This window comes from Buttiauxella agrestis (assembly GCF_900446255.1).
In the GTDB taxonomy this organism is placed as follows: domain Bacteria; phylum Pseudomonadota; class Gammaproteobacteria; order Enterobacterales; family Enterobacteriaceae; genus Buttiauxella; species Buttiauxella agrestis.
On sequence record NZ_UIGI01000001.1, the window covers coordinates 3,233,171 to 3,255,533 of the forward strand.

Genomic DNA, 22,363 nt, shown 5'->3' on the forward strand with positions numbered 1-22,363 from the left:
AGCAAAGATGATTGAGAAACAAATCTTCCGCGATGCGATGTCGTGCCTGGGGGCGGCGGTGAATATCGTCACCACCGACGGCCCTGCCGGACGCGCAGGCTTTACCGCATCAGCGGTGTGCAGCGTCACCGACGACCCGCCAACTTTGCTGGTTTGCCTGAATCGTAGCGCTTCGGTGTGGCCGATTTTTAGCCGCAATGAAGCGCTATGTGTCAACACTCTGGCCGCCGGACACGAAGCGTTATCCAATCTGTTTGGTGGAAAAACCGCCATGACCGAGCGCTTTTCTGCCGCGCGCTGGCGAAACGGCGCGACAGGCTGTCCGCAACTTGAAGGGGCCATTGTCTCTTTTGATTGCCGTATCAGCCAGGTCGTCAGTGTGGGCACGCATGACATTTTATTCTGTGAATTAGTGGCTCTTGAACGTAACGACGAGTCCCACGGTCTGGTGTGGTTTGACCGTGGCTATCACCAACTGATGCGGCCTGCCTGTTAGCCGAAACGTGTTCCCTCTGGAGATGAATATGGCGAATTCCTGGTTTCCACAATGGCGTAAAAAATCTGCGATAACGGAAGGCGGAGTCATCGCCCCTGACGAAACGCTGCCGCTCGGTCAAACGCTGGTGATGGGCGTGCAGCATGCGGTGGCGATGTTTGGCGCAACGGTACTGATGCCGCTTTTGATGGGGCTTGATCCTAATTTGTCGATATTAATGTCGGGGGTTGGGACGCTGCTATTCTTCCTGGTCACCGGAGGGCGCGTGCCGAGTTACTTAGGCTCGAGTGCCGCGTTTGTCGGCGTGGTGATTGCTGTTACTGGTTTTAACGGGCAAGGCTTAAACCCACATTTAAGCGTGGCGCTCGGCGGAATTATTGCCTGCGGCCTGGTGTATACGCTGATTGGGTTTGTGGTGATGAAGGCCGGAACGCGCTGGATTGAACGGCTGATGCCGCCCGTCGTGACCGGTGCTGTGGTGATGGCCATCGGCCTGAATCTGGCACCCATTGCGGTACGTGGCGTTTCAGCCAGCAGTTTCGATAGCTGGATGGCGGTCATGACGGTGATGTGTATCGGGCTGGTTGCGGTGTTTACCCGAGGCATGATCCAGCGCTTGTTAATTCTGATTGGCCTCATTCTCGCCTGCGCCATTTACGCGGTGCTGGCAAATGGTTTTGGCTTCGGTAAACCGGTGGATTTTGCGCTGATCGGTGCTGCGGCATGGTTCGGTGTTCCGCAAATGACTTCGCCGACATTTAACGTGCAGGCGATGATGCTGATTGCGCCCGTGGCGGTGATTCTGGTGGCAGAAAACCTCGGGCATTTAAAAGCCGTTGCCGGGATGACGGGTAAAAATATGGACCCGTACATCGGTAAAGCGTTTGTCGGTGATGGCCTGGCAACCATGCTTTCAGGCTCGGTCGGTGGCAGCGGCGTGACGACTTACGCGGAAAATATCGGTGTGATGGCGGTGACAAAAGTCTATTCAATACTCGTGTTTGTCGCCGCGTCCGGCATCGCCATGTTATTGGGTTTTTCACCAAAATTTGGCGCGCTTATCCATACTATTCCAGGGCCAGTGATTGGCGGCGCATCCATTGTGGTGTTTGGCTTGATAGCCGTAGCAGGCGCACGGATTTGGGTGCAGCACAATGTTGATTTAAGCCAGAACGGCAACCTGATTATGGTGGCGGTCACGCTGGTTTTAGGGGCGGGTGATTTCGCCTTAACGATCGGTGGTTTCACGCTCGGCGGGATTGGGACGGCTACTTTTGGCGCGATTATACTGAACGCGATTTTGAGCCGCCGCCCGGCGGTTATTGCCGACAGCGCAGTCGTTCCGTAACTCGGATGACGCTTCGCTTACCCGACCTACAGTAAGTCGTTGTAGGTCGGGCTAGCGTAGCGACCCCCGACAAAACAGACATATCCGGTCTCTACAAAGCTGAGAGTGATTCCTGCTTCTTTTTGCGTTTCAGTTTTAGCTCGCTGACCAACACGCCCAGCACAATCAACGCGCCACCCAGCAGTGCCAACATCGGTAAACGCTCCCCGGCAATACGCCCGAAAATACCTGCCCAAACCGGTTCGCCAGTGTAAATCACCGTCGCTCGCGTCGGGGAAACGCTGCGTTGCGCCCAGTTCATCGTCACTTGAATAATGGCGCTGAAAATCCCAAGGCCTAACGCAATAGCCAGTAAATCAGGGGTAAAGGCAGGAACACTTTCGCCCGCCGGAATCATGGTGGCAAACGCAACAATCGAGGCGGTTGCCAGCTGCACAATCGTGACGCGCTTAATATCCACTTTGCCCGCCCAGGCGCTGATAAGAATGATTTCTGCGGCAATCGCCAGGGCGCTAATCAGCGTGATAATTTCACCCGCGCCAAGCGTTAACGAGGTGCCGTCCGGCCCGGCAAGAAAAATCAGGCCGATAAATGCGAGTGCTACGCCAATCCACGACATCACACCCGGCATTCTGCCCAGACAAATCCATTGCAGCACGGGCACCAGCGGCACGTACATCGCAGTAATAAATGCGGATTTACTGCTGGGAATGGTCTGCAAACCCCAGGTTTGCATGCTGTAACCTATCGCAATCGACACCCCGATAAACACACCAGCTTTGACCTCAAGCCAGGTCAGGCCGCGCAATGTTTTTAGCGACAGTAAACCCACCGCCAGCGCGGCGGTGGCAAAGCGCAATCCGACGAAAAAGAACGGCCCGCTCATCGTCATCGCATATGACACGGCAAGGAATGTCCCACCCCAAAACATAGTGATGAGGATCAGGATGGCTTCCTGGGGTTTAATAGCAAATTGGTAACGGCGCAATAGGGCTGACATGGAAATACCGAAGCGGAATAAGCAAGCCGGATAGTGTGCTGTGCGACGGGGAGCCGTGCAATGGGACAGACAAAATAAAACCGCCGGCTTTCACCGGCGGTTGGGGTTAACCAGGCTGCGTACGATTACTTACTGCTACCTTTGCCGTGGCTATTTTTGCCCCCTTTCTGGCCTGCTTCTGAGGCACGTTGCGGGTCATTTTTGAAGTTCCCGCCACTATGCTGGCCACCTTTGCGACCTGCTTCTGATGCTCTTTCACGGTCTTCAGCGAAATTACCTGACCCACCACGATGGTTTGCCATTTCCAACCTCCAGATTGGTGAAATAGTTAAGACATCATATTGCATTCGGTCAAAGAAAATTCTTTCACCTCGCGGCTAAAAATACAGCTTATTTAACGTTGCCGCGTGGGAGTAAGCTTAGTGCAGTGAGAGTAATTGACCAGTTAATCGTAATATCTTGCAACATGTAATCGCCAGAATGGGTGATTTTTTCGCCGCTTAATCCATAAGACTTTCTTATTTTTAGTGAAATAGTCACCTCAGGAAAATGTGACGTAATGCAACATAGCGGCGCGTTATTGTGAATGATCAAGGAAAACGGCTTCTAATTTGCACATTAGGCCACAGCACTTATCTTTAAAGTACGGCAGCAAACGCTGCGACACAGGTAAGGAGTGAAGCGAAATGGCTAAAGTTCTGGTGCTTTATTATTCAATGTACGGACACATCGAAACCATGGCACATGCTGTGGCAGAAGGTGCACAGAAGGTTGATGGCGTAGAGGTGACGGTGAAACGTGTCCCGGAAACCATGCCCGCCGATGCATTCTTAAAAGCCGGGGGTAAGACGCAAAATGCCCCGCAAGCCACACCACAAGAGCTTGCCGATTACGACGCAATTATTTTTGGCACTCCAACCCGCTTTGGCAATATGTCCGGGCAGATGCGCACCTTCCTCGATCAAACGGGTGGCTTATGGGCATCAGGCGCTTTACACGGCAAGCTTGCCAGCGTGTTTAGTTCAACCGGAACTGGCGGCGGCCAGGAACATACCATCTCTTCAACCTGGACCACACTTGCCCACCACGGCATGGTGATTGTCCCTATCGGTTATGCGGCACAAGAATTGTTTGATGTCTCACAGGTTCGTGGTGGGACACCTTACGGTGCAACAACGATTGCCGGAGCAGACGGTTCACGCCAGCCAAGCCAGGAAGAGCTTTCTATTGCCCGCTTCCAGGGTGAACACGTGGCAGGTCTGGCAGTCAAACTTCATGGTTAAATGACGTTCTGGAGGAGAGCATGCAGAATCAACAATCAAAAGTTCATCATGTGGGTGAATGGGCGAGTTTGAGAAACACTTCTCCTGAAATAGCAGAGGCTATTTTTGAAGTGGCAAAATACGACGAAAAATTAGCTGAGAAAATTTGGGAAGATGGCAACGACGAAGTCTTAACGTTGGCATTTGAAAAAACGGATAAAGATTCGCTATTTTGGGGCGAGCAAACCATCGAGCGCAAAAACGTTTGACCTGATTTCCCCCGCTCACGGCGGGGGATCCCCTTTCTTTTACTTCGCTTCTTTCACCGTCTGCGCTAATACTTCAGTGAATTTATCCCATGGGCAAAAACCATTCGCATCGATCGGGCAACCGTTAAGCTGGAGCGTCACACGCTGCGGAGGTTGTTGCAGGCTTAATACATCCGCCTTACGCAACTGCTCGGTGCTTTGATAGACGTACTCCACCTTCATCAATTCACGATTGTTATCCGCATCATGCCAGCGCTGGAACATGATTTTGCCACCGATTGGCGTACGTTCATATTGCTCAGGCAATTGATAAGGTTTGAAATCCAGTGCCGTCAGCAGCGACGCAATGTTGGAGTCATGCCCCACCAGTAACGTGATTTTTGGCCCTTTATTATCATTGCCCGCCAACGCTTTCTGAATGTATTTGATCAGCGGTGCGGCGACATTTCGCGCCACTTGCGGCGAGGTAAACAGCGTGTCCTGATAACTATTTTTCAACTGGGATAATACCTTCCACTGCTGGTCGGTTTTGATTTTCCCCCAGGCGACGTTATCCACCGGGAAGCCTTCGTAATATTGCAACGTGAAGGCATCCACCAGCGAGTTACCGACTTTGAGCGGGCCGCTTACGCCAGGTTCTTCTGTGGCATTGGCGCTAAATTTGTCTTTCTGCGCAGTCAGGTCACACACCTGTTTTTCTTTGCAAACTGGCGAGTCTTTGAATGCGACAATTTGCTCCAGCAGCTGGTAGCTGTCGTCCAGTTTGAAGTGCTCGCGCTGGGTTTCCATCGCCTTCAGAGCGGCTTGCTTAAACTCAGGCGAATCATTGGTGATGACCGGGTTGAAGGTTGGGTCCATGGTGCCCATTTTTTCCTGATGATGGACAGGCACATCACAGCCAGGAAACGCCCCGGTGATAAAGAACTGCGCCGTAGCGACGGTGCGTTGCAAGCTGTTAGCGTAGGCGTAAACGTTTTGTGGCGTTGGGCATTCACCACTTTTTACCAGCCCTTGTTCGGCAAGCCATTCACGTAAGTAATGGCCCATATACACCTCCAGCACGCCGCCTTTAGTGGTGAGTTGGCCACCCGGCACATCCCATTCAGGCCAGGACTGCGCCGTGGATTGTTCCAGCACGCTGCCATTGTTAGCCAGTGGGGCGCGCAAGTTATGGCGACTCATCAGCAACACTTGTTCAAGTTTGTAACCCTGTGGCGCGGTTTCGGCGTGCGCCAGTGCAGGTGCGAAGCAAGCCATAGCCAGTAATGTTGCAATCGTTTTTTTATTCATCCCTTTATCCTCAAGAGGTTATTGCATAACAGTCGCAGGAATTTCGTGCCGCATTCATTTTGGCAGAAAATAGCGCAACCGCCTTTTGAGCCTGTCGCAAAAACAGAGGAAGAAGGAAAACTATTCAATCTGGATAATGGGTTTTATAATAAAACCAAATGATGTGCTGTGGAGGTCAAATGAAACGCAAAAGTATGGAAGGCAGTATCTGCCCGGTCGCCCGGTCGCTGGATATCATCGGTGACTGGTGGTCGTTGCTGATTGTGCGCGATGCACTGAACGGCCTGACGCGTTTTGGTGAGTTCCAAAAAAACCTCGGCATCGCCAAAAACATGCTGACTCAGCGCTTAAAACAACTGGTTGAGCAAGACATTTTGACTGTTCGCCCCGCAACCGACGGCAGCGCATGGAATGAATATGTGTTGACCGAAAAAGGCCGCGCCCTGCAAACAGTGCTGGTTGCGCTGGCGCAATGGGGTGGCGATTATCTGTTTGATAGCCACGAAAAATGCAGCGTGTTGGTTGACGACGAACTGCATCAACCACTGCGTAAACTCACGTTACAAGCACAGGACGGACGCACTCTCGCCCCTGAAGAAGTGGTCGCACAAATCCCGGCTATTCCCGTCGAGTAACCTGTTGAAGGGTGGATAAAAGTTCTGGTTATCCGCCCCATCCATTCCTCTCCAACAAACGCAGAAAGAAAAAATTCCACATAATTTGGTTGCATTATAAAACCATTAAATCTATTTTTAATTTAGTTTCATCATGAAACCTAAAATTTACTTTCACCCACGAGGCTTTGCCATGACCACTTCCCCTTCTGTTGCAGTAATTACCGGCGCATCTTCAGGCATTGGCGCGGTTTATGCAGAGCGCTTCGCCGCTCGCGGATACGATCTGCTGTTGGTTGCACGCCGCGAAGATCGCCTGCGTGAACTGGCAGCAAAACTGGAATCTCTGCACGGTATCAACGTTCAGACATTAACCGCCGATCTCGCAAAGGAGAGCGGCATGCAGGCGGTGGAAGAGTCACTTCGCAGCAATCAACGGATAAGTGTGTTGGTCAATAATGCCGGTGTCGCACACCTTGCGCCGTTTACGGCAGGCAGCGCTGAGTTACATCAGGCCGATATAGCGCTTAATATCACCGCGCTGACACGTCTGAGCCTTGCCGCCCTCACCCGTTTTCAGGCACAAAACAGCGGCACCATTATCAACATTGCATCCGTGGTTTCACTTCACGCCATCGCAGGCAGCGCCGTATACAGCGGCACCAAAGGCTATGTGCTGAATTTCACTCGTGGCTTACAGCAAGAAATTGAAGGCAGCAATGTGCGGATTCAGGCGGTATTACCGGCGGTAACCGCCACAGAAATCTGGGAAGTATCCGGTGTATCAATGGATCATCTGGCACCAGAGTCCATCATGACCACTGAAAATATGGTTGATGCGGCGCTTGCCGGGTTAGATCAGGGCGAAGCGGTGACCGTGCCACCGCTGCATGATTTGGCGCTATGGGAAGCTTACGAAACTGCACGACTGGCGATTTTCGATGCTTCGCGCACCGGCATTCCTGCCCCGCGTTATCAGAAGTAATCAGCGCAGTCAGTTTTAACGTGCTGTCCGAGTTCCGGTTAACCCTGGCATTACCTCTTTCATCAGCTCAATAAATTTGCGCAGCCGGGCCGGGTAATAACTCGCGTACGGGTAAAGCAGGTAAACTGGCAGCGGTGCGGCCTGCCAGTCGGATAGCACGTGCAACAATGTCCCTTCTTCCAAATCCTCTTTCACCACCCAGGAAGAAACCATCCCTACGCCCAGGCCGTTTATGGCCGCCTTGCGCACCGCATACAGGCTATCAGTGCTCAGCCTTGGCGTAATATCGAAGCACAAAGGCTCACCACTGCTCAGTGGGTTTAACGTCACTTCGTTGCGATAGAAACTGCTCAGCGCCACCCAGGGCAATTGCGCTAAATCCGCAACCTGATTTACCGGCCCGTGACTGGCAAGTAGCGAAGGGGCTGCGACAACAATGCGCGGCACTTCTGCCAGCAGAACAGCCACCATAGAAGCGTCGGTAATGGCTCCTACGTGGATCGCACAATCAATGCCTTCCGGGATAAAGTCCGGGGAACGATCGTTTAAGATCCACTCAATGTTGATCTGCGGATAACGCCGCAGGTAATCGCCCAACGGCCCAATAAGCTGATCCTGCCCGAACGCATGTGGCGCACGCACCCGCAGCACGCCTGCGGGATCGTCACGTGCACCACTGACCTCATCTTCCAGAAGCTGCCAGTTTTCAATCAGCCTGCGTGCATGCTGATAACAGCGCTCGCCGTCGTCGGTCAGTTTCATGCTGTGCGTCGTGCGCTGGATTAACTTAACGCCGAGCATTTGCTCGAGATTTTGCAGGCGTCGGCTAATGGTCGGTTGGGTGGTATCCATCTGCGACGCAGCCGCAGAAAGACTGCCGCTCTCAACGATGCGCACAAAGGTTTGCAAAATGGCTATACGATCGCCAGCGGGATTAAAGTTTTTATTCATACGTTGAGTGTATAACAGTTTTACCCCGCTGGGGGCTACAACCGTAGGGCAATAACGATAAGAATGGCCGCACATTAACCCACTGGAGCGCGCCATGAGCCAGCTTTCCGCAATAACCACATCAACCCCCCACAGTCAGCTTTCTGGCAAAATTGTTTTTCTGCTCGCCCTGGGTGCCGGCCTGAGCGTGGCCTCGATTTATTACAGCCAACCGATGCTGGGGATTATCGGCAGCACGTTTCATGCCCGTGTCGGTGATGTCGGCCTGGTGCCGACGCTGACGCAAATCGGTTATGCGCTTGGCATTCTGTTACTCGCCCCACTGGGTGACCGCTTTGACCGCCGTCGCATTATTTTGATTAAAGGCACGCTGCTTTCACTGACACTTTTGCTGTGCGGATTCGCCTCTTCCTGGCATGTGCTGCTGCTCAGTAGCCTGGCGATTGGCCTGGTGGCGACGGTAGCGCAGGATATTATTCCTGCCGCCGCAACGCTTGCCTCAGACAGCAACCGCGGTAAAACCGTCGGTATGGTGATGACCGGGCTTCTGGCGGGGATTCTTCTTTCACGGGTGTTTAGCGGTGTTGTGGCAGAATTGTTCGGCTGGCGCAGCGTTTATGCCATAGCGGCGGTTGGTGTGTGGGTGGTTACGCTGACACTCTGGTACGTGCTGCCTGTTTTCAAGCCAGAAACGACACTGCGCTACCCCGCTCTGCTGCGCTCATTGGGTAAATTATGGTTGGAGTATTCAGCTCTGCGCCGTGCCGCACTGGCACAAGGGTTGCTGTCGATTGCCTTCAGCGCTTTCTGGTCAACACTGGCGATTATGCTCGCAGAGCGCTTCCATCTTGGCAGTGCGGTAGCCGGTGCGTTTGGCCTGGCGGGTGCGGCAGGGGCACTTGCTGCACCGCTGGCAGGTTCACTCGCTGACCGTCGTGGCCCAAATTTCGTCACGAAAATGGCCGCCGCGCTGGTCGTCATCTCTTTTGCCCTGATGTTTGTGATGCCGCTGCTGCCCGCTCCTGCACAACTTGCGGTAATTGTGGTCAGTGCGATTGGATTTGATCTCGGTATTCAGGCTTCCCTGGTTGCACACCAGACCATCATCTATGCGCTCGACCCAGCCGCACGCAGCCGCCTGAACGCCATTATGTTTACCGTGGTATTTATTGGCATGGCGTTGGGAGCTTCACTTGGCAGCAAAGCCCTGGAGCATTTCGGCTGGACAGGCATGGTTGGGCTGGCAACGTTTGCTGCATTATGTGGGCTTTTGATTCGTTTAACGACGCGCGCTAAATAGCAAAACGAGTGAAGGAATATAGCTGGAGCCTTCGTGAAACAAGGCATTTCAGCGAAGGGGTCAACGACAAAAACGAAAAACCCCAGCTTATTTCTAAGCTGGGGTCTGAATGTTGGTGGAAGCGTAGAGATTCGAACTCTAGAACCCTTTCGGATCGCCGGTTTTCAAGACCGGTGCCTTCAACCACTCGGCCACGCTTCCAACGAGGCGAACTATAAACATCTGCGAACTTCCTGTAAAGCCTGACTTTGTTCGTTCGCCTTAAAAATAACCAAAATCGTGTTATTTAATTGAAACATCAAAAAGTTAAAACGAAAAAGCCCCAGCTTATTTCTAAGCTAGGGCTTGAATGTTGGTGGAAGCGTAGAGATTCGAACTCTAGAACCCTTTCGGATCGCCGGTTTTCAAGACCGGTGCCTTCAACCACTCGGCCACGCTTCCAACGAGGCGAACTATAAACATCCCCATACTTCCTGTAAAGCACGATTTTGTTCGTTCGCCTGATAAATCACCAAACTCGCGCTGTTTGAGTGAAACGCCAACAACTTGAGTAATTTAACATCAGAATTCGTTGCAAGTTTTGCCGCCTGCAACGCACCGACTATCAATGTTTTTTGATGTACATATCTTTGGTGTAGTAGAAACCAAGGTTGTTTGGCGCGTATCCGCCGACATAAGGTTTCACTAGCTGGACCAACACATAATGATAAACCGGAATGGCTGGCACATCTTCCGCCAGTTTATCCTCGGCTTGTTGGTAGAACTTACCGCGCTGTTCCACATTGTCTGCTTTGGCTGCATTTTTTAGCGCGTCATCAAAAGCGGCATTGCTGTACTTCGAGGTATTTTCGCTATCGCCAGTGCGGAAGTTATTCAGGAATGTCGCCGCATCGTCGTAATCAGCAATCCACGCATAACGCACCACGTCAAAAGTCCCGCTGTGCATGGTATCAAGCATGGTTTTCCATTCCTGGTTTTGCAGCTTCGCTTCTACTCCCAGGTTTTTGCTCCACATTGAACTGGCGGCAATGGCAATGCGTTGATGCGATTCAGAGGTGTTGTACAACAGATTGAATTTCAACGGATGGGTGGCATTAAATCCCGCTTCTTCCAGAAGCTTTTTCGCTTCTGCTACACGCCTCTCATGGCTCCAGCTGGCGTAATCAGGAGATTTGAGTTCGACACCACCAATATCTTTCTGGCTGATGACCCAGGCCGGGATTTGCCCCTGCCCCAGCACTTTTTCAGCGATAATGTCTTTATCCAGTGCCATGTTCAGCGCACGACGCACACGCGGGTCGTTGAATGGCGCTTTAGTGGTATTAAATTGGTAGTAGTAGGTCGCCAGTTTAGGCGTCACATGGACCTGATCGGGTATAGATTTCTTCAGTGAAGCGTACAGCGTTTGCGGCACAGTCAAAACAATATCGATTTCACCGGCTTTATAGCGATTGATGTCTGAGGTTTCAGAAGCAATGGGCAAATAAGTCACTTTGTTAATAACGGTGCGGCTATCATCCCAATAGTTTTTATTACGCACCCCGATGACTTTTTCGTTTACTACCCAATCAGAAAGTGTGTATGGCCCACTGCTGACAAAATTAGCCGGCTGCGTCCATTTGTCGCCAAACTTCTCAACGACGGCTTTATCAACCACCACCAGCGAGGTGTGCGCGAGCATTGCGAGGAAGGCGGCAGTAGGTTGAGTCAACGTAACTTGCAGCGTCGCATCATCTAACGCTTTAACACCTAACGTATCAGGGGATTTTTTTCCCTCTGCAATATCTGCCGCGTTTACCACATGCATATTGCCGAGGTAGCTCGCATACGGTGATCCTATTTTGGGATCAACCAGGCGCTGCCAACTCCAGACCACATCTTCAGCGGTGATCGGCTCACCATTGGACCATTTAATGCCAGGGCGAAGATGGAAAACCCATTCCGTGCTGCTTTTCTGCTCCCATTTTTCAGCCAGTCTTGGCTCGATGGAACCATCATTGCGTACCTCTACCAGCCCTTCAAAAAAATCACTGATAATTGCCGACTCAACACTACTTTCTACTTTATGGGGATCAAGTGAAGCCGGTTCACTGCCATTGTTGCGTACTAGTTCCTGTTTCGCAGCCAGTTCGGTATCGGCTGGCACATTCGCGGCCCAGGCACCTGAAATTGCACTAGTCAGTCCAATTGCGATAAACGATTTCATAAATGTGATGTGGTTGTTTGTTTTCATAACACGCCTTATTTGAGTTATTAACGACGGTACGGTTAACACTCTTAGCAGCCGAAATAGATAAAGCAATAAATTTCAGCCACATATAAGTGAGTTTTATGACGAAGGTCTGGTCTGTGAAATAATGCTCAACAAGGTAAAGATGGGTAAAAGGACTTTATTGCAATAAAGGAGGCCATTACTCTCAGTCACTATAACCACCTGCTATAAGAGAGAGTTTCTGAATGGATCGCATAATTACTTCCTCGCGTGACCGTTCGTCACTGCTGAGTACCCACAAGGTACTGCGTAATACTTATTTCCTACTCAGCCTGACGCTGGCGTTTTCTGCGATTACCGCAACCGCCAGCACCGTGCTGATGCTGCCATCTCCAGGGTTGATTCTGACGCTGGTCGGCATGTATGGCCTGATGTTTTTAACCTATCGCCTGGCGGATAAGCCGACCGGTATTCTGGCAGCATTCGCCTTTACTGGCTTCCTGGGGTATATCCTCGGCCCAATGTTGAATTCCTACATCTCTGCCGGTATGGGCGATGTCATTGGCATGGCGCTGGGCGGCACCGCACTGGTGTTCTTCAGTTGCTCTGCTTATGTGCTGACCACCAAAAAAGATATGTCCTTCCTCGGCGGTATGCTGATGGCGGGCGTGGTTGTCGTGCTTATCGGTATGGTGGCAAACATCTTCCTGCAATTGCCTGCTCTGCATCTGGCAATCAGCGCGGTGTTTATTCTGATTTCATCCGGTGCAATTTTGTTTGAAACCAGCAATATCATCCGTGGCGGCGAAACCAACTACATTCGCGCAACGGTGAGCTTGTACGTTTCTCTGTACAACATCTTTATCAGCCTGTTGAGCATTCTGGGCTTCGCAAACCGTAACTAATCTTCACGGCCCGCCCATACAAAGCCTCGCTCTCGCGGGGCTTTGTTTTTTCTGCAACAGTAAAATTTGCTACACTGCGCCCAGTTTGTCTGGAGCAAAGAATAATTATGTTGATGTTTGAAGGCCGTGAGATAGAAACCGATGCCGATGGTTATCTTAAAAATAGCCAGGAGTGGAGCGAACCGCTGGCAGAAGCGATAGCTGCCAAGGAAGGCATTACCCTTGCCGTAGAACACTGGGAAGTGGTGCGATTCGTGCGCGAGTTTTACCTGGAATTTAATACTTCCCCGGCGATTCGGATGCTGGTTAAAGCCATGGCAAACAAATTCGGAGAAGAAAAAGGCAATAGCCGTTATCTGTATCGATTGTTTCCAAAAGGGCCGGCTAAGCAGGCAACAAAAATTGCTGGCCTGCCAAAACCGGTGAAATGCATTTAGTAGCGAATACTAAAGTCTGTCCATTGGCGGTCAGGTTGGTGAGGTTCTGTCAGCACTTTATCCACCCTGGCACTGCGCGGCCCCCCAGCTTTTAGCCATGCGATGAGCACCTCAACCTGTTGCGCTTCACCGCAGGCCAATACCTCAACGCTACCGTCATCCATATTGCGGGCATAACCGGTTAACCCCAGTTTTAACCCTTCGCGCTGGGTGCAGTAACGAAAACCGACTCCCTGAACCAGGCCGTGGACCCAGGCAAGTGTGCATACTGTGGCCATAACTTCCTCCGTTTCGGGTTCTTGCGTTGCATTTAGCCGGTGTAAGCCGGAAAATGACGCCCAATTATTAGCAAGAAAGCATAGCAAATTATGAGTGTACGTTTAGTGTTAACCAAAGGGCGCGAAAAATCGTTATTGCGCCGTCATCCGTGGGTGTTTTCTGGTGCCGTTGCACGCATGGAAGGCAAAGCCAACCTTGGTGAAACGATTGATGTCGTCGATAGCCAGGGCAAATGGTTAGCCCGCGCCGCTTATTCCCCATCGTCGCAAATTCGTGCTCGCGTCTGGACATTTGATGCCAACGAAAGCATTGATATCGAATTCTTCATTCGCCGTTTAAAGCAGGCGCAGCTTTGGCGCGAATGGCTTGCCGCGCGTGACGGGCTGGACAGCTATCGCCTGATTGCAGGCGAGTCTGATGGAATGCCTGGCGTCACCATCGATCGTTTCGGCAATTTTTTAGTGCTGCAATTGCTTTCAGCCGGTGCTGAATATCAGCGCCCGGCGCTGGTTGCCGCATTACAAAACCTCTACCCAGAATGCGCGATATACGACCGTTCTGACGTAGCGGTGCGTAAGAAAGAAGGTATGGAGTTAACTCAAGGTCCAGTGAGTGGCGAATTGCCACCGGATTTACTGCCAATTGAAGAGCACGGCATGAAGTTGCTGGTCGATATCAAAGGCGGCCACAAAACCGGTTATTACCTTGACCAGCGCGACAGCCGTTTTGCCACTCGCCAGTATGTGAAAGATAAGCGTGTGCTGAACTGCTTCTCTTATACCGGTGGTTTTGCGGTTTCTGCTTTGATGGGCGGATGTAGCCAGGTTGTCAGCGTGGATACCTCTCAGGATGCGCTGGATGTTGCGAAGCAAAACGTTGAGCTGAACAAACTCGATTTGAGCAAAGCTGAGTTCTTGCGTGATGACGTATTTAAACTGCTGCGCAAGTATCGCGACCAGGGTGAGAAGTTCGACGTTATCGTGATGGACCCGCCGAAGTTTGTCGAAAACAAGAGCCAATTGATGGGCGCTTGCCGCGGCTATAAAGATATCAACATGCTGGCCATCCAGCTGTTGAATCCGGGTGGCATCCTGATGACTTTCTCTTGTTCTGGACTGATGACGACAGATTTATTCCAGAAAATCATTGCTGATGCCGCCGTTGATGCCGGGCGTGATGTACAATTTATAGAGCAGTTCCGCCAGGCCGCCGACCACCCAGTGATCGCGACCTACCCGGAAGGGCTGTATCTGAAAGGGTTTGCCTGTCGCGTCATGTAACTTGAAAAATGGAATGTTGCCCGCACATTAATGGCAGGTAATGTTTCTCAGGAGGTGACTATGATTGCCAGCAAATTCGGCATTGGCCAGCAAGTACGACATTCTTTGCTGGGTTATCTGGGGGTGGTGGTCGATATCGACCCGGAATATTCTCTGGATGAACCTGCGGAAGATGATCTGGCCGACAACGATGTCCTCCGTAGTGCCCCCTGGTATCATGTAGTGATGGAAGATGATGATGGCCAGGCGGTGCATACCTATCTTGCTGAAGCCCAGTTAAGTGGGGAGTCACAAGACGAGCATCCCGAACAACCGTCGATGGATGAATTGGCGGCTTCGATACGGCAGCAACTTCAGGCACCTCGCCTACGTAATTAGCAAAAACCCCGCGCTGCGGGGTTTTTTATTATTGAATTATTTAGCCAGACCCAATCTCGGAATTTCTATCGCCGGGCATTTATCCATGACCACGTTCAGCCCAGCATCTTGCGCCAGTACGGCGGCTTGTTCATTGATGACGCCCAATTGCATCCACAACGTTTTTGCACCAATGGCAATCGCTTCTCTCGCCACTTCCCACGCAGCTTCAGAATTGCGGAACACGTCAACCATATCGATTTTTTTAGGAATTTCAGCCAGCGTGCCATAACCCTGCTGACCTAAAAGTGTTTTACCCGCCACTTTCGGCGACACCGGAATCACTTCATAACCCTGGTCGAGCAAATACGCCATCACTCGATAGCTTGGTCTGTCGGGCTTATCACTGGCTCCCACCAGCGCAATTGTTCGGGTGCTTTTTAGAATAGTTTCGATATCTGCCTGTTTCATCACACTCTCCGCGGGGACTCAGTAATCAAAAGTGTATGCCATCCATTACTGACTCACCATCTTTCCCATACAGACGTAGTAGAGCAAATCCTGGAAATATGTCTATATGTTAATGAGCGGGGGATGTGAAAAATTTTGATACATTCAGCTACGGATAGCCCAATTTACTTGAGGCAGGAGTCATTGATGAGAACCTGGTTCGTTATAGCGATATGTTGTTTGCTTATTTTACCGCCTGAAGCGTGGTCAACAACGTTACGTTTGTCTACGGATATCGATTTGCTGGTGCTTGATGGGAAAAAAGTTTCCAGTTCTTTACTGCGAGGCGCGGATAGTCTTGAGCTGGATAATGGCCCACATCAACTGGTGTTTCGGGTTGAAAAAAATATTCGTACCAGCACGCGTGAACAACGTCTTTATATCTCGCCACCGTTGGTCGTGAGCTTCGATACCAAAGAAGTTAGCCAGGTTAATTTTAATTTGCCCCGGTTAGAGAATGATAAAGAAAGTGATGAGTTCGACCACGCTCCGCATTTGCAATTATTGGATGGCGATGCCGTCGTGATCCCCTTGAAAATTGATATTTTGCCGGTCAAAGCCTCATCTCAGGGAATTGATTACGAGCGAGATACGCAGTTTTACAACAAGGCAGGAAAAACAGCGTCGATTAAAGGTTTCGCAACAATGATGGCGGATGATAGCGAGCTGCTCTCGAAATCTTCTGAGCTTGATACCCCTCCCCGGCAGTCAGAAACACTAACTGAGCAACGCCTCCGATATTGGTTTTTACAGGCAGACAAATCGACTCGTGAGCGTTTCTTACAATGGGTAAAAGATAACCCAACGCAATAATTGCTTTGCTCATCCTGCATTTTTGACACCCTTCTCTTGCAGCATCAGTGCCTTTCAGTAAGCTGTAGGCAATTTTAATCAATCAGGATTAAGCAATGGAATTAACGACCCGCACGCTGGCGGAACAAAAACATATTGCGCTGGTCGCGCACGATCACTGCAAAGACGCGCTGCTGAAATGGGTGGAGCGCCACAAGGCCACTCTCACCCATCATGTGTTGTACGCAACCGGCACCACGGGAAATCTGATTCAGCGTGGCAGCGGTCTGGATGTCAACGCCATGCTAAGTGGCCCGATGGGCGGCGATCAGCAAGTTGGGGCGCTGATCTCTGAAGGGAAAATTGATGTGCTGATTTTCTTCTGGGATCCGCTTAACGCCGTTCCACATGACCCGGACGTTAAAGCGTTACTACGCCTGGCGACAGTGTGGAACATCCCGGTTGCGACCAATTTATCGACCGCTGATTTTATTATTCAATCGCCAGGCTTTGACCAGTCAGTTGAAATTTTAATCCCGGATTACCCACGCTATCTGGCAGAACGACTGAAATAATTACGGTCGATTGGCTGCGGGCACGCCAAGCTGTTTAAGAATATCGACAAAACTGGACGGTTCCTGTTTGTTGAATAACAGCCAGACACGATGACGGGCCCGCGTCATCGCCACGTACAACAACCGTCGCTCTTCCGCATCAGGATAGTCTTCAGGTTGCGGCAACAACGCTTCTTCCATGACCGATTCGCGAGCTACGGCCGGGAAACCATCTTTCCCCTGCTGCAATCCCAGAACCACGACATAATCCGCCTGCTGCCCTTTGCTGGCATGAATCGTCATAAAATCGACGGCCAGTTTAGGCCAACGCGTTGCGGCTTTTTCCAGAATCGCCGGGCGTAAATGATGGTAACGCGCCAGCACCAGAATGCGTTCCTGAGGCTGAACATAACCACTCATTTTGTCGAGCAGCGCTTCGAGTTGATCGTCAGCCAATAACGTTACGGCTTTTTTATCACCTTTTGACAGGCTGTTCAGCGGCTTAGCAAGTTGATGCGGATTCTGCTGCACAAAACGATTAGCAATCTCGCCGATCCGATCATTGAAGCGGTACGTCGTATCCAGCGCACATTGATCTGCATCGCCAAAGTTTTGAGCGAATGCGGTTGTCAGCGACATTTCTGCACCGCTGAAACGATAAATTGCCTGCCAGTCATCGCCTACAGCGTACAGCGAAGTATGCGAGTTTTGTTTTCTCAGCGCCGCCAGCAATGCCGCGCGTTGAGGGGAAATATCCTGAAATTCATCAACTAAAATATGCTTCCACGGACTGATAAATCGCCCTTTTTCCAGCACATTAATGGCCTGATGAATCAGCCCTGAGAAATCGACAGCCTCTTCGGCTTTCAGTGCCGTCTTCCAGGTTTTTAATAACGGGGCCATTAGCTTGACGCGTTTAGCAAAGAGATCGCGAATGTCTTCCGGCGCTGAGGCAATCATGTCAGCCTGCGAGCCGCCGTGCATTCGCATAAGGCCAAGCCAACGATCTAATCGACTGGCCAGACGTTTCGCCAGGCGCTCGTCTTTCCAGTATTCGCCTTCCGGCACGTCCCATTGCAACTCGTCTCGCAACCATTCACGCCAGCCTTTCGCCTGTGCTTTTTTCTCCCGACATTGCTGCTGCCAGCTTTCAATCAGTAATTGGTGGCGTGCGTTGGTATCGGATTCAAGCTCGCTGACGCGCGGCGCTTTTTTGCTGCCTTGTTGGATAATATGCAACGCCAGAGCATGGAAGGTACGAGCTGAAATCGCGTCGGTATGGAGGCGTTCAGCGATACGCTCGTCCATCTCCTGAGCGGCTTTGCGACCAAAAGCCAACAACAAAATTTGATCTTCGCTGGCCTCGCCACGTTGCAGTAACCAACCCGCACGAGCCACCAGCACCGACGTTTTGCCACTCCCGGCTCCTGCTAACACCAAAAGTGAGTCTTCGCCGTTGACCACGGCGCGTGCCTGAGAAAGATTAAGCGGTGAGCTTTCGATTTTCTGGAAAAAATCAGCATGCTTTTCAAGCATATGATTGGTATAAGCGGTATTGCGCTGATGGCGGCGAGTCTCACCTTGTTCAAGCCAGGCTTTGCAATGCATCCACAATTCGCGGCAATTATCGAAATCCTCCAGCCTTGCCTGCGGGAGCGGCAATGCAGAAAAAGCGGCGCGTACATTTTGCTGCAATGCCTGCATATCGCTGCGTTTGAACCATTTTTCCTGCTGGATGCGGCGCGTAATCTCGGCATACTGCTGTTGAAGCACCTGCGCCGCGACTTCACTCATCTCGATACTCCAGCTCTGCCACAACTGATCAAGATGATGATAAAAGCGCTGGGTTTCATTCCATTCTGTACCATGCAAACGCACAACTTTGTCATCTGGAAGCACAAATTCCAGCTCGCCCCAGACCAGACCGCGCTTGCAATTGATGGCAATTAACTGATTGAATGGAATAAGGTATTCGTGACGTTCTCCTTTCACCTCTACACCCGCAGCCAGTAATTTCACACGATTGTAGGGGTGCTGTGCTAAATGTTTGCCAAGAGAGGTCGCTTTTAATTCCATTACGCTTTGCCTGATCCAGAATGGTGAATGTGGTTAAGTTTACCCGGCGAAGGAATGACGCTCCAGAGTAAAAACGCGTTACAATTGTTGTGGTTATTAATTTGTCCAACTATACCAGTTACAGTAAGAGTGATTATGCGTACAGTCCTTAATGTGTTGAACTTTGTACTCGGCGGTTTTCTGACCACCCTATCCTGGTTGCTGGCCACTCTGGTCAGTATCATTTTTATTTTCACGTTGCCGCTGACACGATCCTGCTGGGAGATTACTAAACTCTCTTTCGTACCGTACGGTAACGAAGCCATTCATGTTGATGAACTTAACCCTCAGGGTAAAAGTGCCGTCATGAATACCGGTGGTACATTGCTGAATATCATCTGGCTGATATTTTTCGGCTGGTGGCTCTGCGTGCTTCATATCACCACCGGTATCGCCCAGTGCATCACCATTATCGGTATTCCTGTGGGGATCGCTAATTTCAAAATCGCTGTGATCGCGCTTTGGCCTGTGGGCCGCCGTGTCGTTTCTGTCGAAGTCGCACAGGCTGCGCGTGAAGCAAACGCCCGCCGTCGTTTCCAGTAAATTTGACAAATTTAGTGAGTATTAATGCTTAGTCCAATTCTGCGTCGCTACACCTGGAATAGCGCCTGGCTGTATAACTTGCGCATCTTTATTGCGCTGACGGGCACGGCTGCTCTGCCATGGTGGTTAGGTGAAGTTAAGCTCACTATTCCACTGACCCTGGGTGTGGTTGCCGCGGCCCTTGCCGATTTAGATGACCGGCTGGCCGGGCGCTTGCGAAACCTTCTGATAACCCTGGTCAGTTTCTTTATTGCTTCGGCTTCTGTGGAATTGCTGTACCCGTGGCCGCTGCTGTTTGGCATTGGATTAATGATTTCCACCAGCGGATTTATTCTGCTGGGCGGTTTAGGCCAGCGTTATGCCACCATCGCCTTTGGCGCGCTGCTCATTGCCATCTATACCATGTTGGGTATTTCTTTATACGACCACTGGTATCAACAACCGATTCTGCTGCTGGCAGGTGCAATCTGGTACAACTTTCTGACTCTGGCAGGCCATCTGATTTTCCCCATTCGCCCGCTGCAAGATAACCTGGCACGTTGTTATGAAAGCCTCGCTCGTTATCTGGAAGTTAAAGCTACGCTTTTTGACCCCGATATCGAAGAAGAAAGCCAGGCTCCGATGCTTGAGCTTGCCATGGCTAACAGCCAGTTGGTGACAACGTTAAATCAGACGAAAGGTTCATTATTGACGCGTTTGCGTGGCGATCGTGGTCAGCGCGGCACACGCCGCACACTGCACTACTATTTTGTCGCCCAGGATATTCACGAACGCGCAAGCTCATCACATATTCAATACCAGGCGCTGCGCGACAAATTCCGCTACAGCGATATTATGTTCCGCTTTCAACGCCTGCTATCCCTGCAATCTCAAGCCTGTTTGCAGCTCTCGCGCTCTGTTTTACTGCGGGTGAAATACCAACACGACCCACGCTTTGAGCGTGCATTTACGCATCTGGACGCTGCGATTGAAAGGCTGAAAACTGACCCAGCGCTGGCGAGCGAATTAAAAGCACTGGGTTATCTGGTGAGTAACTTGCGCGCAATTGACGCTCAACTGGCGACGATTGAGTCTGAGCAGGCGCTGGCAGCACCGGAAAATAATATCGAAAACCGCCTGCTTGATGACCGTTTGACCGGCTTTGGTGATATGTGGCAACGGTTGAAGCGCAATCTGACACCGGAGTCTGCTTTATTCCGCCATGCGGTACGCATGTCTGTGGTGCTGTGCGTCGGCTACGCGTTTATTCAGTTTACCGGGCTAAAACATGGTTACTGGATACTTCTGACCAGCCTGTTTGTTTGCCAGCCCAACTACAGTGCCACTCGTCGCCGCTTAGCGCTTCGTATAATTGGCACGTTAGTCGGCGTGGCAGTCGGTTTACCGGTTCTCTATTTTGTGCCGTCACTGGAAGGGCAACTGGTTTTAATTGTTATCACCGGCGTGCTGTTTTTTGCCTTCCGCAACGTGCAATACGCTCACGCCACTATGTTCATCACATTGCTGGTGTTGCTGTGTTTCAACCTGTTGGGTGAAGGTTTTGAAGTCGCCATGCCGCGAATTTTCGACACCCTTTTGGGATGTGGGATTGCATGGGCGGCGGTGAGTTTCATCTGGCCGGACTGGCGATTCCGTCGGCTGCCATTAGTGGTAGAACGGGCATTCAATGCCAATTGCCGCTATCTGGATGCCATTCTCGAGCAATATCATCAAGGTCGTGATAACCGACTGGAGTATCGTATTGCGCGCCGGGATGCACACAACAAGGATGCGGAGCTGGCATCTGTGGTATCGAATATGTCCTCAGAGCCAAGAGTCACGCCGGAAGCACGGGAAACGGCATTCCGCTTATTGTGCCTCAATCATACATTTAACAGTTATATCTCGGCGTTGGGCGCACACCGCGAAATGCTGACCAATGAAGATATTTTGTTGCTGCTTGATGATGCCGTTTGTTACGTCGATGATGCCCTGCATCATCTGCCTGCCGATGAAGAACGCGTTCAAAAAGCCTTACAGGGACTGTCAGAGCGGATAACTTCACTGGAGCCGCAACCAGAGACCAAAGAGCCATTAGTCCTTCAGCAAATTGGCCTGTTGGTTGCACTTTTACCAGAAATCTCGCGCCTCCAGCAGCTTGTCACGCAGCAGTACGATTAACCCGCATGCCGTTGTTCGTATAGCTGCCCCCACTCAACTAACTCCTGGCGCGTCGTCGCCGGGAGTGCTGCTTCATGAATACCGCAAATCGCCCCTGCCAGCGCCAGTAAGACTCTGACTCCCAGCTCCTTATTCACGCTCCTCAACTTTATCCATGACCGCTTTGCACCGTAAGCATGCAGCGTTCTGACATCCGCAATACCGGCTTCCCACAGCATCATCTCCAGACTGTGGGTTAAATTCGGGAGATCTTTGAGTCGTTGCTGAGATTTATGGCGGGATTTTTCACGACGGGCGCTAAATAGTGCATCCGTTGATAGTTTTAATAGCGTTTCTTGATCGTTCCATAACCCTTCATCAACACGGAAGTAGTTAAGTTCAATCGTCCGCCCACGTTTGTTATAGAGCAATGGCGCTGCCGCCCTCTTGACAAAATAAACCTCGGTCTGCTCACACGCTCTTAAGTAAAGTTCCCCTTCAGAAACCATGGCAAACACGACATTATCGACCGTCAGACTATAGCCTCCAAACAATGAGCGATGGCTGATATCCCCTAGCGGGGATAAGCATTCTTTCGATTGATGAATCCTTGTATAAGATCGCTTTTTCATGAATATATCCTTAAATATCATGCTATAACACATCACTACGGCTTGTTACTGTTTCCAGTAACACGAAAATAGGTAACCTCATGACAGACGGCA

Annotated in this window: 24 protein-coding genes and 2 tRNA genes; 15 read left to right on the forward strand and 11 right to left on the reverse strand. The window is 51.0% G+C overall.

The window, feature by feature from the left end; translation table 11 throughout:
- Positions 1 to 7: 7 nt before the first annotated feature.
- Positions 8 to 496, forward strand: a complete 489-nt coding sequence (gene rutF, locus DY231_RS15400; protein WP_115629713.1) for an NADH-dependent FMN reductase RutF — start codon at positions 8 to 10, stop codon at positions 494 to 496.
- A gap of 28 nt (positions 497 to 524) precedes the next feature.
- Positions 525 to 1,844, forward strand: coding sequence for a pyrimidine utilization transport protein G (gene rutG / locus DY231_RS15405; RefSeq protein WP_115629715.1), 1,320 nt, complete (start codon positions 525 to 527; stop codon positions 1,842 to 1,844).
- Positions 1,845 to 1,935: 91 nt separating this feature from the next.
- On the opposite strand, the gene DY231_RS15410 is transcribed toward rutG, so the two are convergent.
- Both DY231_RS15410 and DY231_RS15415 read right to left on the reverse strand, forming a co-directional pair.
- A complete protein-coding gene (locus tag DY231_RS15410; RefSeq protein ID WP_115629717.1) occupies positions 1,936 to 2,844 on the reverse strand; it encodes a DMT family transporter in 909 nt (302 codons plus the stop codon).
- 125 nt (positions 2,845 to 2,969) lie between these two features.
- Positions 2,970 to 3,146, reverse strand: coding sequence for a con-10 family general stress protein (locus DY231_RS15415; protein WP_034456279.1), 177 nt, complete (start codon positions 3,144 to 3,146; stop codon positions 2,970 to 2,972).
- Positions 3,147 to 3,530: 384 nt separating this feature from the next.
- Here DY231_RS15415 and wrbA point away from each other — a divergent pair, with 384 nt between their 5' ends.
- Positions 3,531 to 4,127, forward strand: a complete 597-nt coding sequence (gene wrbA / locus DY231_RS15420) for an NAD(P)H:quinone oxidoreductase (protein WP_115629719.1) — start codon at positions 3,531 to 3,533, stop codon at positions 4,125 to 4,127.
- A 20-nt stretch (positions 4,128 to 4,147) separates the two neighbouring features.
- A complete protein-coding gene (locus DY231_RS15425; RefSeq protein ID WP_034494378.1) occupies positions 4,148 to 4,375 on the forward strand; it encodes a YccJ family protein in 228 nt (75 codons plus the stop codon).
- A gap of 39 nt (positions 4,376 to 4,414) precedes the next feature.
- Here the strand turns inward: DY231_RS15425 and agp are convergent, their stop codons facing one another.
- A complete protein-coding gene (gene agp, locus DY231_RS15430; RefSeq protein ID WP_115629721.1) occupies positions 4,415 to 5,665 on the reverse strand; it encodes a bifunctional glucose-1-phosphatase/inositol phosphatase in 1,251 nt (416 codons plus the stop codon).
- Between the two features lie 179 nt (positions 5,666 to 5,844).
- On the opposite strand from agp, the gene DY231_RS15435 reads away from it, so the two are divergent.
- Complete coding sequence (locus DY231_RS15435) at positions 5,845 to 6,300, forward strand: winged helix-turn-helix transcriptional regulator (RefSeq protein ID WP_034494374.1); 456 nt, start codon at positions 5,845 to 5,847, stop codon at positions 6,298 to 6,300.
- Between the two features lie 172 nt (positions 6,301 to 6,472).
- Complete coding sequence (locus tag DY231_RS15440) at positions 6,473 to 7,264, forward strand: SDR family NAD(P)-dependent oxidoreductase (RefSeq protein ID WP_115629723.1); 792 nt, start codon at positions 6,473 to 6,475, stop codon at positions 7,262 to 7,264.
- A 15-nt stretch (positions 7,265 to 7,279) separates the two neighbouring features.
- Here DY231_RS15440 and DY231_RS15445 read toward each other — a convergent pair whose 3' ends face one another.
- A complete protein-coding gene (locus tag DY231_RS15445; RefSeq protein WP_115631861.1) occupies positions 7,280 to 8,215 on the reverse strand; it encodes a LysR family transcriptional regulator in 936 nt (311 codons plus the stop codon).
- 94 nt (positions 8,216 to 8,309) lie between these two features.
- Here DY231_RS15445 and DY231_RS15450 point away from each other — a divergent pair, with 94 nt between their 5' ends.
- Complete coding sequence (locus DY231_RS15450; protein ID WP_115629725.1) at positions 8,310 to 9,515, forward strand: MFS transporter; 1,206 nt, start codon at positions 8,310 to 8,312, stop codon at positions 9,513 to 9,515.
- Between the two features lie 113 nt (positions 9,516 to 9,628).
- On the opposite strand, the gene DY231_RS15455 is transcribed toward DY231_RS15450, so the two are convergent.
- From DY231_RS15455 to DY231_RS15465, 3 genes are all read right to left on the reverse strand, one after another.
- Positions 9,629 to 9,716 (reverse strand) — tRNA-Ser (locus DY231_RS15455).
- Positions 9,717 to 9,868: 152 nt separating this feature from the next.
- Positions 9,869 to 9,956: transfer RNA gene (locus DY231_RS15460), tRNA-Ser, on the reverse strand.
- A gap of 163 nt (positions 9,957 to 10,119) precedes the next feature.
- On the reverse strand, positions 10,120 to 11,721 hold the full coding sequence (locus DY231_RS15465) for an ABC transporter substrate-binding protein (RefSeq protein ID WP_256682714.1): 1,602 nt from the start codon (positions 11,719 to 11,721) through the stop codon (positions 10,120 to 10,122).
- A 251-nt stretch (positions 11,722 to 11,972) separates the two neighbouring features.
- Here DY231_RS15465 and yccA point away from each other — a divergent pair, with 251 nt between their 5' ends.
- Positions 11,973 to 12,632, forward strand: a complete 660-nt coding sequence (gene yccA, locus DY231_RS15470; protein WP_115629729.1) for an FtsH protease modulator YccA — start codon at positions 11,973 to 11,975, stop codon at positions 12,630 to 12,632.
- A 107-nt stretch (positions 12,633 to 12,739) separates the two neighbouring features.
- The gene (tusE, locus tag DY231_RS15475; protein ID WP_115629731.1) at positions 12,740 to 13,069 is read left to right on the forward strand and encodes a sulfurtransferase TusE; all 330 of its coding nucleotides are present in this window, start codon (positions 12,740 to 12,742) and stop codon (positions 13,067 to 13,069) included.
- On the opposite strand, the gene yccX is transcribed toward tusE, so the two are convergent.
- On the reverse strand, positions 13,066 to 13,347 hold the full coding sequence (gene yccX / locus DY231_RS15480) for an acylphosphatase (protein ID WP_115629733.1): 282 nt from the start codon (positions 13,345 to 13,347) through the stop codon (positions 13,066 to 13,068). The two genes, tusE and yccX, sit on opposite strands and share 4 nt — an antisense overlap.
- 90 nt (positions 13,348 to 13,437) lie before the next feature.
- On the opposite strand from yccX, the gene rlmI reads away from it, so the two are divergent.
- Together rlmI and hspQ are read left to right on the forward strand one after the other, a co-directional pair.
- Positions 13,438 to 14,628 carry a 23S rRNA (cytosine(1962)-C(5))-methyltransferase RlmI gene (rlmI, locus tag DY231_RS15485; protein WP_115629735.1) on the forward strand — a complete coding sequence of 397 codons (1,191 nt, stop codon included), beginning with the start codon at positions 13,438 to 13,440 and terminating at the stop codon, positions 14,626 to 14,628.
- 60 nt (positions 14,629 to 14,688) lie between these two features.
- On the forward strand, positions 14,689 to 15,006 hold the full coding sequence (hspQ, locus tag DY231_RS15490) for a heat shock protein HspQ (protein WP_034494367.1): 318 nt from the start codon (positions 14,689 to 14,691) through the stop codon (positions 15,004 to 15,006).
- A gap of 36 nt (positions 15,007 to 15,042) precedes the next feature.
- Here hspQ and DY231_RS15495 read toward each other — a convergent pair whose 3' ends face one another.
- The gene (locus DY231_RS15495; RefSeq protein WP_034494366.1) at positions 15,043 to 15,456 is read right to left on the reverse strand and encodes a CoA-binding protein; all 414 of its coding nucleotides are present in this window, start codon (positions 15,454 to 15,456) and stop codon (positions 15,043 to 15,045) included.
- A gap of 186 nt (positions 15,457 to 15,642) precedes the next feature.
- Between DY231_RS15495 and csgI the strand changes: the two genes are divergently transcribed.
- Both csgI and mgsA read left to right on the forward strand, forming a co-directional pair.
- Positions 15,643 to 16,308, forward strand: a complete 666-nt coding sequence (gene csgI / locus DY231_RS15500) for a curli synthesis inhibitor (protein ID WP_115629737.1) — start codon at positions 15,643 to 15,645, stop codon at positions 16,306 to 16,308.
- A 95-nt stretch (positions 16,309 to 16,403) separates the two neighbouring features.
- A complete protein-coding gene (gene mgsA / locus DY231_RS15505; RefSeq protein WP_115629739.1) occupies positions 16,404 to 16,862 on the forward strand; it encodes a methylglyoxal synthase in 459 nt (152 codons plus the stop codon).
- On the opposite strand, the gene helD is transcribed toward mgsA, so the two are convergent.
- Positions 16,863 to 18,917, reverse strand: a complete 2,055-nt coding sequence (helD, locus tag DY231_RS15510; RefSeq protein ID WP_115629741.1) for a DNA helicase IV — start codon at positions 18,915 to 18,917, stop codon at positions 16,863 to 16,865.
- A 135-nt stretch (positions 18,918 to 19,052) separates the two neighbouring features.
- Between helD and DY231_RS15515 the strand changes: the two genes are divergently transcribed.
- Positions 19,053 to 19,499 carry a YccF domain-containing protein gene (locus tag DY231_RS15515; protein ID WP_115629743.1) on the forward strand — a complete coding sequence of 149 codons (447 nt, stop codon included), beginning with the start codon at positions 19,053 to 19,055 and terminating at the stop codon, positions 19,497 to 19,499.
- Positions 19,500 to 19,523: 24 nt separating this feature from the next.
- On the forward strand, positions 19,524 to 21,659 hold the full coding sequence (gene yccS / locus DY231_RS15520; protein ID WP_115629745.1) for a YccS family putative transporter: 2,136 nt from the start codon (positions 19,524 to 19,526) through the stop codon (positions 21,657 to 21,659).
- Here yccS and DY231_RS15525 read toward each other — a convergent pair.
- Positions 21,656 to 22,270, reverse strand: a complete 615-nt coding sequence (locus DY231_RS15525; RefSeq protein ID WP_115629747.1) for a TfoX/Sxy family DNA transformation protein — start codon at positions 22,268 to 22,270, stop codon at positions 21,656 to 21,658. The two genes, yccS and DY231_RS15525, sit on opposite strands and share 4 nt — an antisense overlap.
- Between the last annotated feature and the right edge of the window lie 93 nt (positions 22,271 to 22,363).

Coding starts and splice junctions, on each gene's coding strand:
- DY231_RS15445 (WP_115631861.1), bottom strand. CDS start 8,215: ATGAATAAAAACTTTAATCCCGCTGGCGATCGTATAGCCATTTTGCAA.
- hspQ (WP_034494367.1), top strand. CDS start 14,689: ATGATTGCCAGCAAATTCGGCATTGGCCAGCAAGTACGACATTCTTTG.
- csgI (WP_115629737.1), top strand. CDS start 15,643: ATGAGAACCTGGTTCGTTATAGCGATATGTTGTTTGCTTATTTTACCG.
- yccA (WP_115629729.1), top strand. CDS start 11,973: ATGGATCGCATAATTACTTCCTCGCGTGACCGTTCGTCACTGCTGAGT.
- rutF (WP_115629713.1), top strand. CDS start 8: ATGATTGAGAAACAAATCTTCCGCGATGCGATGTCGTGCCTGGGGGCG.
- DY231_RS15425 (WP_034494378.1), top strand. CDS start 4,148: ATGCAGAATCAACAATCAAAAGTTCATCATGTGGGTGAATGGGCGAGT.
- DY231_RS15465 (WP_256682714.1), bottom strand. CDS start 11,721: ATGAAATCGTTTATCGCAATTGGACTGACTAGTGCAATTTCAGGTGCC.
- DY231_RS15495 (WP_034494366.1), bottom strand. CDS start 15,456: ATGAAACAGGCAGATATCGAAACTATTCTAAAAAGCACCCGAACAATT.
- DY231_RS15410 (WP_115629717.1), bottom strand. CDS start 2,844: ATGTCAGCCCTATTGCGCCGTTACCAATTTGCTATTAAACCCCAGGAA.
- rlmI (WP_115629735.1), top strand. CDS start 13,438: ATGAGTGTACGTTTAGTGTTAACCAAAGGGCGCGAAAAATCGTTATTG.
- wrbA (WP_115629719.1), top strand. CDS start 3,531: ATGGCTAAAGTTCTGGTGCTTTATTATTCAATGTACGGACACATCGAA.
- tusE (WP_115629731.1), top strand. CDS start 12,740: ATGTTGATGTTTGAAGGCCGTGAGATAGAAACCGATGCCGATGGTTAT.
- helD (WP_115629741.1), bottom strand. CDS start 18,917: ATGGAATTAAAAGCGACCTCTCTTGGCAAACATTTAGCACAGCACCCC.
- mgsA (WP_115629739.1), top strand. CDS start 16,404: ATGGAATTAACGACCCGCACGCTGGCGGAACAAAAACATATTGCGCTG.
- rutG (WP_115629715.1), top strand. CDS start 525: ATGGCGAATTCCTGGTTTCCACAATGGCGTAAAAAATCTGCGATAACG.
- yccX (WP_115629733.1), bottom strand. CDS start 13,347: ATGGCCACAGTATGCACACTTGCCTGGGTCCACGGCCTGGTTCAGGGA.
- DY231_RS15415 (WP_034456279.1), bottom strand. CDS start 3,146: ATGGCAAACCATCGTGGTGGGTCAGGTAATTTCGCTGAAGACCGTGAA.
- DY231_RS15440 (WP_115629723.1), top strand. CDS start 6,473: ATGACCACTTCCCCTTCTGTTGCAGTAATTACCGGCGCATCTTCAGGC.
- DY231_RS15435 (WP_034494374.1), top strand. CDS start 5,845: ATGAAACGCAAAAGTATGGAAGGCAGTATCTGCCCGGTCGCCCGGTCG.
- DY231_RS15515 (WP_115629743.1), top strand. CDS start 19,053: ATGCGTACAGTCCTTAATGTGTTGAACTTTGTACTCGGCGGTTTTCTG.
- agp (WP_115629721.1), bottom strand. CDS start 5,665: ATGAATAAAAAAACGATTGCAACATTACTGGCTATGGCTTGCTTCGCA.
- DY231_RS15525 (WP_115629747.1), bottom strand. CDS start 22,270: ATGAAAAAGCGATCTTATACAAGGATTCATCAATCGAAAGAATGCTTA.
- yccS (WP_115629745.1), top strand. CDS start 19,524: ATGCTTAGTCCAATTCTGCGTCGCTACACCTGGAATAGCGCCTGGCTG.
- DY231_RS15450 (WP_115629725.1), top strand. CDS start 8,310: ATGAGCCAGCTTTCCGCAATAACCACATCAACCCCCCACAGTCAGCTT.